General features: G+C 71.4%; 12 protein-coding genes and 1 tRNA gene. 12 read left to right on the top strand and 1 reads right to left on the bottom strand.

Annotation, left to right across the window (positions count from 1 at the left end; genetic code table 11):
* The first annotated feature begins 47 nt into the window (after window positions 1-47).
* The 4 genes from tmk (at window position 48) to ACIF8S_RS18665 (ending at window position 6,621) form a co-directional block, all read left to right on the top strand.
* Complete coding sequence (gene tmk, locus ACIF8S_RS18680) at window positions 48-3,236, top strand: dTMP kinase (RefSeq protein WP_400000141.1); 3,189 nt, start codon at window positions 48-50, stop codon at window positions 3,234-3,236.
* Between the two features lie 162 nt (window positions 3,237-3,398).
* Entirely contained in the window at window positions 3,399-4,604 is a 1,206-nt protein-coding gene (locus tag ACIF8S_RS18675; protein ID WP_400000140.1) for a DNA polymerase III subunit delta', read from the top strand.
* 237 nt (window positions 4,605-4,841) lie between these two features.
* Window positions 4,842-6,428 (top strand): alpha/beta hydrolase, encoded by a 1,587-nt coding sequence (locus ACIF8S_RS18670; RefSeq protein WP_400000139.1) that lies wholly within the window; start codon window positions 4,842-4,844, stop codon window positions 6,426-6,428.
* Between the two features lie 119 nt (window positions 6,429-6,547).
* A tRNA-Thr gene (locus ACIF8S_RS18665) sits at window positions 6,548-6,621 on the top strand.
* A 461-nt stretch (window positions 6,622-7,082) separates the two neighbouring features.
* Here ACIF8S_RS18665 and ACIF8S_RS18660 read toward each other — a convergent pair.
* The gene (locus tag ACIF8S_RS18660) at window positions 7,083-7,805 is read right to left on the bottom strand and encodes a hypothetical protein (RefSeq protein ID WP_400000138.1); all 723 of its coding nucleotides are present in this window, start codon (window positions 7,803-7,805) and stop codon (window positions 7,083-7,085) included.
* A gap of 137 nt (window positions 7,806-7,942) precedes the next feature.
* On the opposite strand from ACIF8S_RS18660, the gene ACIF8S_RS18655 reads away from it, so the two are divergent.
* The 8 genes from ACIF8S_RS18655 to ACIF8S_RS18620 are packed head-to-tail and all read left to right on the top strand — an operon-like array spanning window position 7,943 to window position 16,982.
* On the top strand, window positions 7,943-9,202 hold the full coding sequence (locus tag ACIF8S_RS18655) for an ATP-grasp domain-containing protein (RefSeq protein ID WP_400000137.1): 1,260 nt from the start codon (window positions 7,943-7,945) through the stop codon (window positions 9,200-9,202).
* Window positions 9,203-9,249: 47 nt separating this feature from the next.
* Window positions 9,250-10,422: an ATP-grasp domain-containing protein gene (locus ACIF8S_RS18650; protein WP_400000136.1), complete on the top strand. Its 1,173-nt coding sequence runs from the start codon at window positions 9,250-9,252 to the stop codon at window positions 10,420-10,422.
* A gap of 8 nt (window positions 10,423-10,430) precedes the next feature.
* Window positions 10,431-11,852 carry a coproporphyrinogen-III oxidase family protein gene (locus ACIF8S_RS18645; protein WP_400000135.1) on the top strand — a complete coding sequence of 474 codons (1,422 nt, stop codon included), beginning with the start codon at window positions 10,431-10,433 and terminating at the stop codon, window positions 11,850-11,852.
* Complete coding sequence (locus tag ACIF8S_RS18640; protein WP_400000134.1) at window positions 11,849-13,078, top strand: MFS transporter; 1,230 nt, start codon at window positions 11,849-11,851, stop codon at window positions 13,076-13,078. The genes ACIF8S_RS18645 and ACIF8S_RS18640 overlap by 4 nt, the downstream gene beginning before the upstream one ends.
* A complete protein-coding gene (locus tag ACIF8S_RS18635; protein ID WP_400000133.1) occupies window positions 13,065-14,279 on the top strand; it encodes an acetyl-CoA carboxylase biotin carboxylase subunit family protein in 1,215 nt (404 codons plus the stop codon). Before ACIF8S_RS18640 ends, ACIF8S_RS18635 begins: the two co-directional genes overlap by 14 nt.
* The gene (speD, locus tag ACIF8S_RS18630) at window positions 14,276-14,665 is read left to right on the top strand and encodes an adenosylmethionine decarboxylase (protein ID WP_400000132.1); all 390 of its coding nucleotides are present in this window, start codon (window positions 14,276-14,278) and stop codon (window positions 14,663-14,665) included. The genes ACIF8S_RS18635 and speD overlap by 4 nt, the downstream gene beginning before the upstream one ends.
* Entirely contained in the window at window positions 14,662-15,972 is a 1,311-nt protein-coding gene (locus tag ACIF8S_RS18625) for a hypothetical protein (RefSeq protein ID WP_400000131.1), read from the top strand. The genes speD and ACIF8S_RS18625 overlap by 4 nt, the downstream gene beginning before the upstream one ends.
* Window positions 15,969-16,982, top strand: a complete 1,014-nt coding sequence (locus ACIF8S_RS18620; protein WP_400000130.1) for a methyltransferase — start codon at window positions 15,969-15,971, stop codon at window positions 16,980-16,982. The genes ACIF8S_RS18625 and ACIF8S_RS18620 overlap by 4 nt, the downstream gene beginning before the upstream one ends.
* Window positions 16,983-16,984: the final 2 nt, after the last annotated feature.

Here is a 16,984-nt window from a genome sequence, read left to right as displayed (position 1 = left end):
AGGCGCGTCGGCCCCGGGGTGTCCTCCCGGGCCGATAGGCTGAACGCATGACGCGAGCCGAGCAGCCCACGGCCCCTCAACCGGCCCCCGACGACGCCCTTGTCGCGGACTCCCGCGAGCGTGCCGTCCGCGCCCTGCTGCGCCGACCGCAGGTGAAACGGCTGTGGAGCGCGCAGCTCGTGGGCGGGGTCGGCGACGTCCTCGCCCTCCTCGTGCTGGTGCTCCTCACCCTTCAAGCCTCGGTCGCCGAGCAGGCGTTCGGCGGCGGGTACCGCGGAGCGGCGTTCGCAGTGGCGACCGTTTTCGGCGTGCGCATCCTCGCGACGCTGCTGTTCGGCGCCGTGCTCCTCGGCCCGCTCACCTCGCTCACCTCGCAGGACGGGCCGCTGGACCGCCGCTGGACCATGGTCGGCGCGGACGGACTGCGGGCCGCGCTGCTCATCGTGGCGCCGCTGTGGATCGACTGGACCCCGGACAACGCCCTGGCGATCCTCCTGGTCACCGCGTTCGTGGCCGGCGTCGCCGAGCGGTTCTGGACGGTGTGCCGCGAGAGCGCCGCGCCCGCCCTGCTGCCCGGGCCGCCGCCCGAGGGCGCCAGCATCCGGCCGCTGCCCGACCACCTGGACGCCCTGCGCCGGCTGTCCCTGCGCACCGGCTTCGTGGCGATACCGCTCGCCGCCCTGACGCTCGTCGTCGCCGCCCTGTGCAACAACCTCCTGGGCACGGGCATCGAGTGGTTCGGCGAGCACCAGGCGGCGCTCGCCTCGTACGTCGCGGCCGGGCTGTTCGCCGCGTCGCTGTCCGTCGTCACCTTCCTCGAGCTGCCCGGCACCCGCACGCCCCGCCCGCGCTCGCCGCTGGAGGGCCTGCGCCGCCCGCGGGTCGCCGCAGGACCCGACAAGGGCCGCACCGGCGTGCTGCCGCTGCTGGTGCTCGCGGGCGCGTCCGTCGCCGGCGCGGTGGCGGCCGCCGTCGCCGTGTCGGTGCTGCACGCCAAGGACCTGGGCGGCGGACCCGTGCTCTTCGGCCTCATGGTGGGCGCGCTGACCGGCGGCGTGGTCGTCGGCATCCGTACCGCGCCGCTGCTGATGCCGTCCCTGTCCCGGCGCCGGATGCTCGCCCTCACGCTCGCCTTCACGGGCGTCGCCCTGCTGGCCGCCGGACTCGTGCCGGACGTCACCAGCGTGCTGCTGATCCTCGCGCTGGCCGGCGCCGGCGCGGGCATGGCCGCCAACATCGGGCACACCCTGCTCGACCAGGAGACCGAGGAGCAGCGCCGGGCCCGGGTCACCGAACACCTGCACGCGGTCGTCCGCGTGTACGTGGCGCTCGGCGCGGTCGTCGCCCCCGTGGTGGCGGCGGCGATCGGCCCGCACCGCCTGGAGAACGGCAAGTTCGTCTTCGCGCACGGCGGCGCCGCCTTCACGCTCATGCTGGTCGGCGCGCTGCTGCTGCCGGTGGCCGCGCTGGTGCTGGCCAAGGTCGACGACCGCTCCGGCGTCCCGCTGCGGCAGGACCTGCGCGACGCGCTGCTCGGCGGCGACGACCCCGCGCCCACGTCCGCCGCCTCCGGCTTCTTCATCGCCCTGGAGGGCGGCGACGGCGCCGGGAAGTCCACCCAGGCCGAGGCACTCGCCGAGTGGATCCGCTCCAAGGGCCACGAGGTCGTCCTGACCCGTGAGCCGGGGGCGACCCCGGTCGGCAAGCGGCTGCGCTCCATCCTGCTGGACGTCTCCAGCGCCGGCCTCTCGCACCGCGCCGAGGCCCTGCTGTACGCCGCCGACCGCGCGGAGCACGTCGACACCGTCGTGCGCCCGGCCCTGGAGCGCGGCGCCGTGGTCATCAGCGACCGGTACATCGACTCCTCCGTCGCCTACCAGGGCGCCGGGCGGGACCTGTCGCCCACCGAGATCGCCCGCATCAACCGCTGGGCCACCGACGGACTCGTACCGCATCTGACGGTGCTGCTCGACGTGTCGCCGGAGGCCGCGCGGGAGCGTTTCACCGAGGCGCCCGACCGGCTGGAGTCGGAGCCCGCGGAGTTCCACGCGCGCGTGCGCTCCGGCTTCCTCACGCTGGCCGCCGCCGACCCCGGCCGCTACCTGGTGGTCGACGCCGGGCAGGAGCCCGAGGCGGTCACCACGGTGATCCGGCACCGGCTCGACCGGGTGCTGCCGCTGTCCGAGGCCGAGATCGCGGCGCGCGAGGAGGCGCGCCGCAAGGCCGAGGAGGAGGCCCGCCGCAAGGCGGAGGAGGAGGCCGCCCGCAAGGCCGAGGAGGAGCGCCTCGAGCGGGAGCGCCAGGCGCAGCTCGCCAAGCTGCGCGCCGAGGAGGAGGAGCGCAAGCGGCGCGAGCTCGAGGAGGCGCAGCGGCGTGAGGCCGAGCGGCAGGCGGAGGAGGCCCGGCAGCGCGCCGAGGAGGCCCGTCGGCGTGCCGAAGAGGAGCGTCAGCGGCTGCTCGCCGAGGAGAAGGCGCGTGCCGAGGAGGAGGCGCGCCGCAAGGCCGAGGAGGAGCGCCGCCGCAAGCAGGCGGAGGAAGAGGCGCGGCTGCGCGCCGAGGCGGAGGCGCAGCGCCTGGAGAAGCAGCGCAAGGCTGAGGAAGCCCTGCTGCGCGCGGAGCAGGCCCGGCAGCTCGCCGAGCGTGCGGCGGCCGCGGCGGAGGCGGGGCCGCGCAACACCGTGACGCCTTCCGAGGCCCCGGCCCGGCCCTCCGAGGCCCCGGCCCGGCCTTCCGCGGGCCCGGAGGCCGACGAGGCCCTGACCGTGCCGACGCCGGTGGTGACGCCGACGAACGCGACGGGCGGACCGGTGGACGAGACGGCCGTACTGCCCCGGGTGCGGGACGAGGACGGCACGCGGGAGCCGGCCCGGCCCGCGCCGGCCGACACCGAGGTGACGACGGAACTGCCCCTGCCGCAGGTGCCGCCGGGCGCGGCGGACGACACGGCGGTGCTGCCCCCGGTCCCGCCGGGCGCGGCCGACGAAACGGCGGTGCTGCCCCCGGTGCGAGGCGGCGAGACCGGTTCGGGCCGTGGCGCGGAGGAGCCCGAGGACCGTACGCGTGAGCTGCCCCAGGTGGACGCCGAAGGCGCCCCGCGCCGCCGGCAGCGGTCCGACTGGGCCGAGGAGACCCCGCTGGACGACCTGCCGTCGCTGGCCGACGAACTGCTCGGCCCGCACGACGACGACCAGGGCGACGACGAGGGCCGTGGCGGCGGGCGGTGGCGTCGGCGCTGAGGGGCGCGTACCTCACGGGTGTGTGGGTGCCGGGCGGGCCTTCGGGCGCGCCCGGCACTGTCGTCGGCGGCGGACGGGACGCCCGCCGGGACGGGTGTGTCGGTGCCGACCCGCACAATGGATCCGGCAAGGCACCGATGTGACGGAAGGGCGGGCTGACCCATGACCGTGTGGGACGACCTCGTCGGGCAGGAGCGGGTGAGCGAACAGCTCGCCGCCGCCGCCCGGGACGCGGACGCGTTCGTCACCGCCGCGTCGAGCGACGCGCCACCGCCCGAGGCGTCCCGCATGACGCACGCGTGGCTGTTCACCGGCCCGCCCGGCGCCGGCCGCAACCAGGCGGCGCGGGCCTTCGCCGCCGCGCTGCAGTGCGTCAGCCCGGACCGGGCCCTCGGTGGGGCCCCCGGCTGCGGCTTCTGCGACGGCTGCCACACCGCGCTGGTCGGCACCCACGCCGACGTCTCCACGGTCGCCGCCGTCGGCGCGGAGATCCTGGTCAGGCATATGCGCGACACCGTCCGCAAGTCGTTCACCGCCCCGGCGAACGGCCGCTGGCAGGTGATCCTCGTCGAGGACGCCGAGCGGCTCAACGAGAGGTCGGCCAACGCCGTCCTCAAGGCCGTCGAGGAGCCCGCCCCCCGTACGGTGTGGCTGCTGTGCGCGCCCTCCGTCGAGGACGTCCTGCCGACGATCCGCTCCCGCTGCCGCCACCTCGTCCTGAGCACGCCGTCGGTGGACGCCGTCACCGACATGCTGATCCGGCGCGAGGGCATCGAACCGGACGTCGCCGCCTCCGTCGCCCGCGCCACCCAGGGCCACGTCGACCGGGCACGCCGTCTGGCCACCGACCCGGCCGCCCGCGCCCGCCGCGCCTCCGTGCTGAAGCTGCCGCTGCGGGTCGAGGACGTCGGCGGGGCGCTGAAAGCCGCGCAGGAACTCGTCGACGCGGCGGCCGAGGACGCCAAGCAGCTGGCCGAGGAGATGGACGGCAAGGAGACCGAGGACCTGAAGGCGGCGCTCGGCGCGGTCCAGGGCAGCCGGCTGCCACGCGGCACGGCGGGCGTGGTCAAGGACCTGGAGGAGATGCAGAAGCGGCGCAGGACGCGGACCCAGCGCGACAGCCTCGACGTCGCCCTGGCCGACCTCACCAGCTTCTACCGGGACGTGCTGGCCCTGCAGCTCGGCTCCCGCATCGCCCTCGCCAACACGGACGCCGAGGACGCGCTGGAGCGACTGGCCCGGAGCAGCACCCCGGAGGCCACCTTGCGCCGGATCGAGGCGATCGCCGCCTGCGGTGAGGCCCTGGACCGCAACGTGGCGCCGCTGCTCGCGGTGGAGGCGATGACGATGGCGCTGAGGGCGGGCTGAGCCACCGTCATCGAGGGCGGGCCGAGCGACCCTCATCGGGGGCGGGCTGAGCGACTGTCATCGAGGGCGGACCGAGCCGCCGTTACCGGGACCGGTCGGGCCACCGTGCCCGAGGGCCGGCTCGACTGCCGCCACCGGCGCCCCGGTCGAGGTACCGCGCCCGTGACGCCGTAACTCGTACGGGGAACGGTGTGTGCACAGCGCATTCGTCCGGTCGCTCACCGTTACGCTCGCTGCATGCACACAAGGCGCACCCCACGCAGGACCCGTACCGCAGCCGCCCTGCTCGCCACGGCCGCGCTGCTGCTCGCGGGCTGCTCCTCCGGAAGTTCGACGAGCAGGGCCAGTACGCCGGTGGCGGGAGCGGCCGCCGCCCTCGCCCCCCTGCCCGGTCCCACGCCGTCGGCCCTCGCGCCGTACTACAAGCAGAAACCGGCCTGGCGGGACTGCGGTGCCCCCGGCTTCCAGTGCGCCACGCTCAAGGCCCCGCTCGACTACGCCGAACCGTCCGCGGGGGACGTGCGCCTCGCCGTCTCCCGCAAGAAGGCCACGGGTCCCGGCAAGCGGCTCGGTTCGCTGCTGGTCAACCCCGGCGGGCCGGGCGGCTCGGCGGTGGGCTACCTCCAGGCGTACGCGGGCATCGGTTACCCGGCCGACGTGCGCGCCCGGTACGACGTCGTCGCCGTCGACCCGCGGGGCGTCGCCCGCAGCGAGCCCGTCGAGTGCCTGGACGGGCCGGCGATGGACGCGTACACCCGCGTCGACACCACGCCGGACGACGAGAAGGAGACCGAGGCGCTCGTCGCGGCGTACCGGACGTTCGCCGAGGGGTGCGGGGCGGGCGCGCCGAAGCTGCTGCGCCATGTGTCGACCGTCGAGGCGGCCCGGGACATGGACATCGTGCGCGCGGCGCTGGGCGACGAGAAGCTGACGTACGTCGGCGCCTCGTACGGCACCCTGCTCGGCGCGACGTACGCGGGGCTGTTCCCGGACCGGACCGGTCGGCTGGTGCTGGACGGCGCGATGGACCCCTCGCTGTCCGCCCGGCAGCTCAACCTGGAGCAGACGGAGGGCTTCGGTACGGCGTTCACCGCCTTCGCCGAGGACTGCGTGCGGCAGAGCGACTGCCCGCTCGGCGGCAAGGGGACGTCCCCGGCGCGGGTCGGCGAGAACCTGAGGACGTTCTTCGACGCGCTCGACGCCCGCCCGCTCGCCACCGGTGACGCCGACGGCCGCAGGCTGACCGAGTCGCTGGCGACGATGGGCGTGATCGCCGCCATGTACGACGAGGCGGCCTGGCCGCAGCTGCGCGAGTCGCTGACGGCGGCGATGAAGGAGAAGGACGGCGCCGGGCTCCTCTTCCTCTCCGACAGCTACTACGAGCGGGACGCGAAGGGGACCTACAGCAACCTGATGTTCGCCAACGCGGCCGTGAACTGCCTCGACCTGCCGCCCGCCTTCGAGGGCCCGGACCAGGTGCGGCAGGCGCTCCCCGCCTTCAGGAAGGCGTCCCCGGTGTTCGGCGAGGGGCTCGCCTGGGCGTCGCTGAACTGCGCGTACTGGCCGGTGCGGGCCACGGGCGAGGCGCAGCGGATCGAGGCGAAGGGCGCGGCCCCGATCGTCGTCGTCGGCACCACCCGGGACCCGGCGACCCCGTACCGCTGGGCGGAGGCCCTGGCCGGCCAGCTCGACTCGGCCCGCCTCCTCACCTACGAGGGCGACGGCCACACGGCCTTCGGCCGCGGCAGCTCCTGCATCGACTCCGCGATCAACACCTACCTGATCGACGGCACCCCTCCGAAGGACGGAAAGCGCTGCTCGTAGACGGTGCGGACACCCCCGGAGGCGGTGGCTCGGGCCCGCCTCCGGGGCCGGTACGAAGCACCCTCGGAAACTGTGTAGACTTACCGACGTCGCTGATCGCACCATGGTGCACACGGCGCGCCGCCTTAGCTCAGATGGCCAGAGCAACGCACTCGTAATGCGTAGGTCTCGGGTTCGAATCCCGAAGGCGGCTCAGAGAAACCCCAGGTCACACAGCCCGTGACCTGGGGTTTTCTGTTGCTGGGGGCATGGCGGGACACGCGGCTGAAGTGCCGCAGGTTTGCGTGCGTGAGCGATGCGTGAGCGGAGGGGCCGTCAGCCCTTCTTGGCGGCCTTCTTGGCCTTGCCCTTCTTCCTCCCCCTGGCCTTCGCTTTCGCGGCCCGCTTGGCCTCCTTGGCGGCCTTGCTGGCCTGCGCTTCCTGCTCGGCCTTGCGCTGGAGGGGGACCAGCTTCGCGGTGGCCTCGGCGGCGCTCTAGCCGACGTGGGGGAGCACGCTCTGGTAGATGTCGCGCGTGATCCGGGTGTCAGAATGACCACCGGCCGCTGCGCTGTACGTGCCTCCCCGCAGAAGAGGGGCAGACACGGACGCCATTGGTTTTCCGGCGCCGGGTCGGCACTGCGGATCCCGGACGGTGAGACGTCGTCCCGCGCCTCAGGACTCCAAGGCCACAACCGCCCTTTCACGCGACCATCCGAAGGCGCGGCACAGAGTAGCGGGCTTCGCCTCGACCATCGTATCCACGAATCGGGCCGCCGCCCGCGCGTCGCGCTCGGCGCGGCTGCCGTGCGACGGCACGGAAAAGGCCCGCGCGGTCAACTCGATGACGCAGCTGGCCCAGCCGGGGCCCTCCTCGACACCGTAGTTGGTGATCAGCAGGTGACGGCCCAGCTCGGTCAGCACCTGGTCGAACTTCTTGCCAGTCACTCCGACGGCATCGCGCAGCGCGCGGGTCGCCATCGGCCCCTCGTCCAGCAGGAGGCCCGCCAGTCGGTCGGCCTCCTCGGAGAGCCCGGTCACCGACAGGACGTCGTCCTCCTTGCCCTCGAACTCGTAGAGGTCCGCCAGAAGTTGGCTGGAGAGCAGGGTCTGCTTGCCGGACAGGTAGCGGCCCAGCCAGGCGTGGCCCTGGACGGGGAGCGTGTCCTTCCAGGTCCACATCGCCTCCAGGTCCTCTCCCCATCCGGAGGGGAGGCGGGGGAGGGACTCGTCGCGCGAGGCCTCGCGGAGCGACGGGTAGCGAGCGGCGCCTCCACCGAAGAGCAGCGAGATGCCGACATCCTCGATGTACTCCTGCGCCTCTTCCAGGGAGCGCAGCGGGGTGCCGTCCTGCCACCAGCGTTCCCGGCGCGCCTCGGTGACGGTGACGCCTGCCACTCGTGATCTCCCCCTCACGCGGTCCGTTCCGGAGTTCCCGCCACCACGTTGGCGTCCACGATTTGGACACTTGCGGTCTCAACCTACGCGCCACGCCGAGGCAAAACAAGCCTTGCTTGTCGGCTCGGAGTTGATGAATGATCGGGCCCGCCGTGGTCCGCAAGACCCAACAACTGGGGGAGTTCATGGGGGAGTTGCTGATGGTTGGGTGCGGCTGGATGGGCCGCCCCTATCTGGGTCGGGCCCATGCGCGTGGGCTGGACGTGTCGGTTCTGGACACCTCCGCTGCACTAGGGTGGGAGGAGACCAAGGCCGCTCTGGGCCCGGGCGACCGGGGGTACCCGGTGACGGCGACGGACGACGAGGGCTGGCTGGCGGCGGCGACCACCGCCCTGGCCGATGGGCCGGTGGCCGGCGTACTGGGCTTCTCGGAGCCGCACATCGTCGCGGCCGCGATGCTGGCCGAGGAGCTGGGTCTGCCGGGGCCCGGGGTGCGGGCCGCGGCCATTTCCCGCAACAAGCTCATGCAGCGCGAGGTGTTCGGCCGGGCCGGCCTCAACCAGCCCGAGTACCTGCACGCTCGGGACGCGGCGGCGGCCGAGTCGTTCGCTGCCGGCCGCTACCCGGTGGTGCTGAAACCTTTGTCCAGCATGGGCAGTCTGGGCGTGCGGATCGCCGCCGACCACCACGAACTGCACGCCTGGGCGAACAAGCAGCCCGCGAATGCCTCGTTCCTGATCGAGGAGTACCTCGACGGTCCGGAGTTCAGCGTCGAGGCCCTGATCGTCGACGGCGCTCCGGTCTTCGAAAGCGTCACCGCGAAGACCACCACGGTGGCGCCCTATCGGGTCGAGCTGGCCCACCACGTCCCCGCCGGTCTCGACGCGGCGGACCGGCAGGCGATCTCGACACTGTTGCGCCAGGTGATCGGGGCGCTGGGCATGCGTACCGGCGTCGTGCATTTCGAGCTCATCCTGCGTTCCGACGGTCCGCACATCGTGGAGATCGCCACCCGCACGCCCGGCGACTACCTGATGGACGTCATCCAGGCCGCCACTGACGTCGACCTGTACGACGCTGCGGTCGCGGCGGCCTGTGGACTCCCGCTCAACCTCCCGTCCGGCGCGACCGGGACCCCGCCGCCACGGATGGCCTCGGTCTGGTTCCCGACGCCTCCGGCCGGCACGGTGAGCGCCGTCGAGGGCGTGGAGCGGGTGGCGAAGCTCCCCGGCGTGGTGAAGATCGAAATCGATGTGGCGCCCGGCGACGAGGTCCACGAGCTGCGCTCCTCGATGGACCGCGTCGGCATGGTGGTCTACCAGGCCCCCGACCGGCGGGAACTCGATGCGGTGCTGGCCCGTGTGCGCGACGAACTGCGCATCGCGGTGACGGCGTGAGCCGGTCCTCGGCTCACGGGGGAAGCGTCGTTCTGGTGGATCCGGCCATGACCGGGCACCCGTTCAAGGACGCCTGCCGCCGTCGAGCTCTGCCGACCATCTCGCTGTACACCCTGGACGAGACGCTCCTCGCGTCCTACGACCAAGACTACCGGCGGGACGACGAGCAGGTCGTGCACGCCGCCGACGCGGATGAGGCCGCCCGGCGGCTGACAGGGCAGGTCCGCGCGGTCGTCCCGACCACCGAGCCGTCGGTGGAGGTCGGGGACCGGCTGAGCGAGCTGTTAGGGGTGCCGGGGAATCCGGCGGTCACCGCGTCGGCCCGGCGCTCCAAGGCGGCGATGCGAAGACACGCCGTGGCGTCGGGCATCCGGGTTCCGGCCTTCGAGGTCGTCTCCCGGGACCGGGTCGCCGAGGCGGCGTCGCGGATCGGCTTACCGGCCATCGCCAAGCCGCAGCGCGGTGCGGGCTCGCACGGGGTGACGGTCCTGCCGGATCCGGCAGCCGTGGGCGACCTTCCGGCCCGCGACCTGTTCGGTGGCGCGAACGAGAAATGGCTGGTCGAGGAGTACGTGCGCGGCCGGGAGATCGCCGTCAACTGCTTCAGCCAGGACGGCCGCCACCGGGTGCTGGACATGTGGGAGTACCGGCAGCCGGACAGCGGCGACTACGACCAGCCGTACTGGGACCTGGTCCAGCTCGGCCCCGACGACCCTGACTGGCCGGCCGCGGAGCGCTTCGTCCTTCAGGCGCTGGACGCCTACCGGGTGCGGCTGGGTCCCAGCCACACCGAGATCAAGACGGATGCCGCCGGACCCTGTCTGATGGAGCTGGCCAGTCGGCTTCCCGGCGCGCACATGACGGACCACTGGCGTCTGCACAGCACCATCCGCCCCTACGACGACACCCTCGCCGCGTATCTGGGCGAGGACACGGGACTGCTCTCCCGCGACCTCGGATTCGACGCGGCGCTGGGCATCTGCTGCCTGCGCAACGACGACCGGCCCGGGGTGCTCAAGGAGCTGGCCGGCCTGGAGGAGATCCGGTCGACCGCCGGGGTCGACGCCGTCTTCCCCTGTGCCGCTCCCGGCGACTTCGTGCCCCTCACCCGCGATCTGGGATCCCTCACCGCTTTCGTGCTCGTCCACGGCCGGGACGCGGCCGAGGTCGACGCGCTGCTCCGCACTGTCCGCCAAAGCGTGCGATTGGAACTCGAATGATCAACCTCATGCCCGGCAAGACCCTGATGAAGTTCGACCGCCAGCTCCCCTTCTACAACTGGCTCTACCCGATGAAGGGCCAGGAGCTGGACACGGTCACGCACCACGAATTCCACTCCGGGATGCGGACGGAGGGGGTGCGCTCTCGCGCGCTCTACTTCCATGTACCGTTCTGCGACACGATATGTACCTTCTGTACCCTCAACCGGGGCCTGGGGAGCACCGGGGACGAGCAGATCGAGACGTACGTCCAGGCCCTGCTCAAGGAAATCGCGCTCAAGGGCCGTTACGCCGAGGCCACTTCGATACCGATCCGGGCGATCTTCTTCGGCGGCGGTACCCCGACCACGCTGACCGCCGGCCAGATCACCCGTATCGGCCAGGCCGTGCGCGACCACTTCGACCTCTCCCAGCTCCAGGAGTTCACGTTCGAGGCCGAGGTCAAGAGCGTGACCGAGGAGAAGTGCGCGGCGATGCGGGACATCGGGGTGAACAAGGTCCGGTTCGGCCTGCAGAGCTTCGACCCGCTGTACCGCGAGCTGTTCAACATCACCGCGACGATCGAGCAGGAGTACGCCGCGGTCGAGCTCTTCAAGAAGTACTTCGAGTACACGAGCTTCGACATGATCTACGGGATGCACGGCCAGACCTTCGAGCAGTTCTCCCGTGACATCGAATACGCCACGAGCATGGGCACCCCGACGATGGAGCTGTACCCCATCAGCAACGTCGTCACCCAGGCACCGCTCCACCACTCGTACGCGAGCCGCGGCCTGAAGCCGCTGAGCTTCATCGACAAGATGGCCATGACCATCTACCTGAACCAGTACATGCGCGCCTCGGGGTTCCAGCAGCACAACGGGCACGGCTATCTCCGCCTGCCGGAGGGGCAGAGGCCGACGACGCCCTTCATCTCGCGCGACTACCTCAACCTGTACAACACCCACACCTGGTCGTACCACGACGACGAGCTGATCGGGCTGGGCAACAGCGCCATCTCGCAGGTCGCCAACTACACCGTGATGAACGACGAGAACCGCGCCACGTACGTCAAGAACCTGCTGGAGAACGACGATGTGAAGATCAACATCACCGTTGGTGACGGCATCCCCTATGAGCGGGGAATCATCCTGCACCTGCCCTACTTCGGCTATCTCGACAAGAGCCGCATCGCCTGGGAGCACATCCCCACCGAACTCACCGACAAGCTCGCCCTGTTGGTCTCCGAGGGAATGCTGGAGGAGGACGCGGAGGAGTTCCGGATCACCGAGCTGGGCTGGGTCTGGTACGCCAACATGATGTACTACCTCTCGCCGGCCTCGGACCAGAAGGTGCTCGACGAGTTCACCGCTCTCAAGCGCAGGACCAAGGGCCTCACCGACGGCGACGACCGCATGCTTCCCCTGCTCCCGATGGCGTCGGCCCGGTGAGCGAGCCCGCGGACAAGAAGGCTCCGCCACTGTGGCGGCTCGACGGTCTGCAGGCGCTGCTCGCGGCCGGCTCGCTGCTCAACGCCATTGCGTTCTTCGCGGCCATGCCCTTCGCATCGATCTATCTGGCCTCCCGCACCTCGCTGTCCGAGGTGGCCATCGGAGCTGTCGTCGGATCGATCGCGCTCATCGCCTCGGTCGGCGGCGTGGTGGGCGGGACACTCGTCGACCGCTTCGGCACCGTGCCCATGATGGTCCTGGGGCTCTCCGCGTACGTGGGCATCTACGCGGGACTCACCGTGGCGGACGGGGCGCCCGCGATCGTCTCCCTGCTCCTCGGGCTTGGCCTGGCCCGGCTCTTCGTCGAGCCCGGCGGCAAGAAGCTGATGTCGCTGGCGGCGGACGAGGACGGCCGTATCTTCCGCGTGCGCTACATGATCCTGTGCTTCGGCGGCATAGTCGGTCCGGCGATCGGCGGAGTTCTCTACAGCATCAGCGCGGTCGCGTTCTTCGCCGTTCCGGCCCTGTTCTACACGGGTTACCTGACGCTGATCCTGGCTCGCCGCAAGCGGCTGGCGGCACTGGAGGGCGGCGCGGAGGAGAGAGGTCCGCGCTTCCCGCTCCGTGCCGCGCTGCGCGACCGGCTGCTGCTCGCCGCGACGGCCGCCGGGCTGGTCATCTTCTTCGTGTTCTCCCAGCTGGAGTCGATGATTCCGCTGTACATGGCGGACGAGTGGGGCGGGGACGCGGTCCGCCTCTTCGCAGGCCTCTTCATCGCCAACGCCGTCTTGGCGCTACTGCTCCAGGTGCCCATCGTCTGGCTGTCCCGGAAGGTGCGGCCCAACCTCATGGTCGTCATCGGCTGCGTTGGGTTCGCCCTGTCGTTCCTGTGCTTCTACGCCGCCGCCGACGAAGGCCTGTTCATGCTCTACCTGGGCATCGTCTTCTGGACCGTCGGTGAGGGCGTGCTGTTGCCACTGCCTGACATCGCCGTCCACGAGATCGCGAGCGACGACCGCAAGGGCACCTACTTCGGGATCGCCGAGATCCGCTACCTCGGGTTCTTCGCTGGCCCCTTCGTCGGCGGACTGCTGCTTGGTGGTGACGTCGCCTACTTCGTCGTGATGGCCCTGTCGATATTCGTGTGCGCGCCACTGCTGATGTCCAGACGCAAGAGCGTGGCGAGCAACGGACGAACGGAGGTGACCGTCGGTGCGGAAGCATGACGACGGCCTGATCCTGCTGGCGCACCGGATCCCAGCCCAGGTCACGCCGGTGGGCGAGTGGCTGGCCGAGGTGGCGGACCGGGTCGTGCTCATCACCAGCGAGGAGGCCGGGCCCGGATACGCCGGCCAGTTCGGCGAGGTGATACCGGTCGCCGACTACTCCGGTTCCGATGCCGTGATCGCCCATGTCGACCGGCTGTGCACCGAGCGCACGGTGTCCGCGATCGTCCACGGGACCGAGGACGACATCCTGCGGCTTGCCCGGGGCCGCGACCGGCACGGGATCGCCGGACTCTCCGGCGCGGACGCGCTGGTGTTCCGGGACAAGCACGCCATGAAGGCCGCCGTGGCCGCGGCCGTGCCGACGCCGCGGTTCCTCGCCCCCGCCGGGCGCGCCGATGCCGAGGAGTTCGCGGAGCGGGCCGGCTGGCCGGTGGTCGTCAAGCCGCGGCTGGGCTACGGATCGCGTGGCGTCGTAGTGGTCCACGACGTCGGCGAGCTGACGGCCCAGCTGTCCAACCGCGATCCGGACGATGTTCTGATCGAGGCCTACCTGCCGGGCGCCGTCCACCATGTCGACGGCTTCATGCGGGAGGGCGAGGTGCTCTTCGCCCTCCCCTCACGCTATGTCAACTCGTGTCTGTCGTTCGCGGACGGAGAAAGCCTGGGCAGTGCCCAGCTCGACGAGCACGACCCGCTCGGGAAGCGCCTCGTCGATTTCGCCGAGAGAGCCGTCGCCGCTCTGCCCCCGACCGGGTTCAGCCCCTTCCACCTCGAGGTGTTCCTCCACGAGGACACGGAGGAGCTGTACTTCTGTGAGATCGGGGCGCGCCTGGGCGGCGGGCACGTGTACGAGACGCTCACCCTCAGCACAGGAGTCAACCCCGTCGAGCTCTGGTTCCGGGACCAGGCCGGACTGAGCTGCGGCGACGTCCCCGTCTCCCGCGGTCCCGAGTGCTACGGCTGGCTCCTCGTGCCCCCACGCCGTGGCACTTTGGAGGAGATCACGGATATGCGCCTGCCCGATTCGGCGGTGCAGCACCGCTTGCCTGACGAACTCCCCGCCGCCTACGCCGCGGCCACGGCGTCGACGGACGCGGTCGTGTCGTTCGTCGTACGCGGCATCGACAGCGCGGCGGTGGAAGCCGCTCTGCACGAGTGTGCCCAATGGGCCTCGGACGCTCTGAGGTGGTCGGTGTGAGCGTGTACGCCTTCTCCGGAACCCATGTGCTGTGCGACATCGTGGGCATAGCCGCCGAACGGATCACCGACAACGAGCTGATACTCGAGGCCATCAGGAAGGGCATCGAGGCCAGTGGGGCGGAACTGTGCGGGGTGCAGACCAAGGAGTTCGAACCGGTCGGCGTCACGGCGGTGTTCGTCCTGGCCGAGTCGCACGTGTCGGTGCACACCTATCCCGAGCAGGGATCATTGTTTCTGGACGCCTTCACCTGCGGCACGCGCTGTGATCCGCAGCGCATTGTGGACGTGGTCCTCGAAGCGCTCGGGCCCTGCGAGCACCGCACCAGTGTGCTGAGCCGTGGGGAACCGGTCCGCGTCCTTGCTTCCGCGGGATACGCCGCATGATCGGCGAGGAGGTCCGGGCGGCACACGAGCAACTCGTCCGGCGCGGCACGGGTGTGGGGGCCTCCTCCGCGGCCGCCTCGGACGCCACCAGCCGGCAGCGGGTCGGCTCGGACGCGCATGCGGCCCTGGACACCTGGGAGAGTCGTTCCTGCTCGTTATTCCCCTACCTGGAAGTGGTCGCGCACTTCCAGGCGGTGGGGCGCAGCCAGGCGGATCCGGCCTTGGTGCGGCGGCTCTCCTCGGTCCCCGCCGACCGGCAGGACGCTTTCCTGGCGGCTTGGCTCCCGATGACCTGTGACCAGGAGACCGGAGGGTACGTCACCTACGCGGGCCTGCATCCGCACCTGCTGGCGGCAGGAGCCGACCAGGGTGAGGACGCCGATACGACCGCACACGGGAGCGGGCGGGACCGGCTCCGTTCCCGCCTCGACGAACTCACCGTGGCGGTCCTGGGCGACCTCCTCCGCACGGAGGCAGCCACGGCTGGCCTGGACTCGCCGGCGCCCGCGGTCCGCACCCGCCTCCGGGCGACGGCGCGACTGCTGGTCCTGTCCGGCGACCTCGCCCCCCGTCACCGGCTTGACCCATCCGTCACCACTGACGTGGCCGCGGCTCTGACCCGGACGCAGGACCCTCTGGACTCGCTCGCCGAGGCATCGGAACGCGCCGCGAAGACCGTCCTGGAGCTGGTGTCCCCCTCGGTGGCGCAGACCGTCTTCCGCTCCTTGCTTCCGGTCACCCGACTGCACGACGAGATCATGTTCATCCGCTCCATCCAGGTCTTCGAGGCGCTGTACGAGCAGATCGGACTTGCCGTCGCCGAATCGCGCGACGCCCTCCTCGAGGAGCACCTCGACAAGGCGGTCGACGTCCTGGCCGCGGTCACTGACCGGATGACCGTGCTCCCGGCCCTGTTCCGGCTGCTGGGCACCATGCCGGTCAAGGCGTTCGCGGTGATCCGCGGGTACACCAGCGGCCGCAGTGCCGTCCAGTCCCGCTCCTACCGGCGCATCGAGGCCGCGTGCGCGCCCCTCCCGCCGTCCGGTGTCGTGGACGCCCCGTGGACCGGACCGACCCTTCAAGAGGCCTGGAGCGACGTCCGCACCCGCCCCGGCGCGGACCTGCTCACCGAGCAACTGAGGCGTCTGGACACGTTGTGGCGTGGGATGAAGCGCAGCCACTGGGGCATCACGCTGCGCATCATCGGCGAGGTCCCCGGCACCGGCGGCACCGCCGGGGCCTCCTACCTGAAGACCACCTCCGAGACACCGCTGTTCCCGGCGCTGACGGGGAAGGGAGAACGTTGACAACGGAAGACGCAACCGCGGCCCGGCACAACGAGCTGCTCCGCCGCAAGATCATGGGATACCTGGTGTCCCGGTCCGTCTCCGCCGTCTGCGAACTCGGCGTCCCCGACCGCCTCGCGGACGGACCGTTGCCGGTGGCCGAACTCGCGCGGGCGGTGGGCGCGCATCCCGGAGCACTCGGCCGGTTCCTCCGGGTGCTCGCCGGAGAGGACCTGTTCGACGAGGTGGCGCCGGACGTCTTCGGCCTCACCCCGCTCGGCACCCTGCTGTGCGCGAACACCCCGGGCTCGCTGCGCCAGTTGGTGGAGCTGATGGGCGGCGAGGCCTACCGGGTCTGGGAGGCCGCGGAGCATTCGCTGCGCACTGGGGACGCCGCGTTCCCTCAAGTCTTCGGGCAGCCCTACTTCGAGTGGCTCATGGAGCACCCCGACGCCGCCAAGCGTTTCGACGAGGGACAGGCCGGACTCGTCGAGCTGCGGCTGCTGCCGCTGCTGGGCCTCGACTGGTCCGGTGTCGGCACCGTCGTGGACATCGGAGGGGGCACCGGGGCTCTGCTGAGCCGGCTGCTGACCGGCAACGCCCATCTCCGGGGGACGGTGTTCGACCTGCCGCATGTGGTGGCCGGCGCGGCCCCGGCGCTGGCCGACGCAGGAGTCGCCGACCGGGCCACCATCGCCGAGGGCAACTTCTTCGAGCGGATCCCATCGGGCGCCGACGTCTATGTCCTGTCGCAGATCCTGCACGACTGGGCGGACCACGACGCCGTGCGCATCCTGCAAAGGTGCAGCGAGGCCATGAGCGCCGACTCTCGCCTGCTGATTGTCGAGCATGTGCTTCCGGAGGACGCTGGGGCCGGCGCCGCGGGGCTGCTCGATCTGCACATGCTGGTGCTGCTCGGCGGCCAGGAGCGGACTCGGCTCCAGTGGGAGAACCTGCTGGAACGCGGTGGATTCCGTCTCGCATCCATCACCGACGGACCTAGGTCCTCGGTACTGGAAGCAAGGGCATGACG

The sequence above is a fragment of the Streptomyces sp. NPDC085937 genome, from assembly GCF_044540535.1.
Classification (GTDB): Bacteria; Actinomycetota; Actinomycetes; order Streptomycetales; family Streptomycetaceae; genus Streptomyces.
This window is presented reverse-complemented; position numbering and strand designations above follow the sequence as displayed.

Excerpts from the sequence above, each read along its gene's own strand:
- ACIF8S_RS18645 (WP_400000135.1), top strand. The coding sequence starts at position 10,431 with ATGCCCGGCAAGACCCTGATGAAGTTCGACCGCCAGCTCCCCTTCTAC.
- ACIF8S_RS18670 (WP_400000139.1), top strand. The coding sequence starts at position 4,842 with ATGCACACAAGGCGCACCCCACGCAGGACCCGTACCGCAGCCGCCCTG.
- ACIF8S_RS18655 (WP_400000137.1), top strand. The coding sequence starts at position 7,943 with ATGATCGGGCCCGCCGTGGTCCGCAAGACCCAACAACTGGGGGAGTTC.
- ACIF8S_RS18625 (WP_400000131.1), top strand. The coding sequence starts at position 14,662 with ATGATCGGCGAGGAGGTCCGGGCGGCACACGAGCAACTCGTCCGGCGC.
- ACIF8S_RS18650 (WP_400000136.1), top strand. The coding sequence starts at position 9,250 with ATGACCGGGCACCCGTTCAAGGACGCCTGCCGCCGTCGAGCTCTGCCG.
- tmk (WP_400000141.1), top strand. The coding sequence starts at position 48 with ATGACGCGAGCCGAGCAGCCCACGGCCCCTCAACCGGCCCCCGACGAC.
- ACIF8S_RS18675 (WP_400000140.1), top strand. The coding sequence starts at position 3,399 with ATGACCGTGTGGGACGACCTCGTCGGGCAGGAGCGGGTGAGCGAACAG.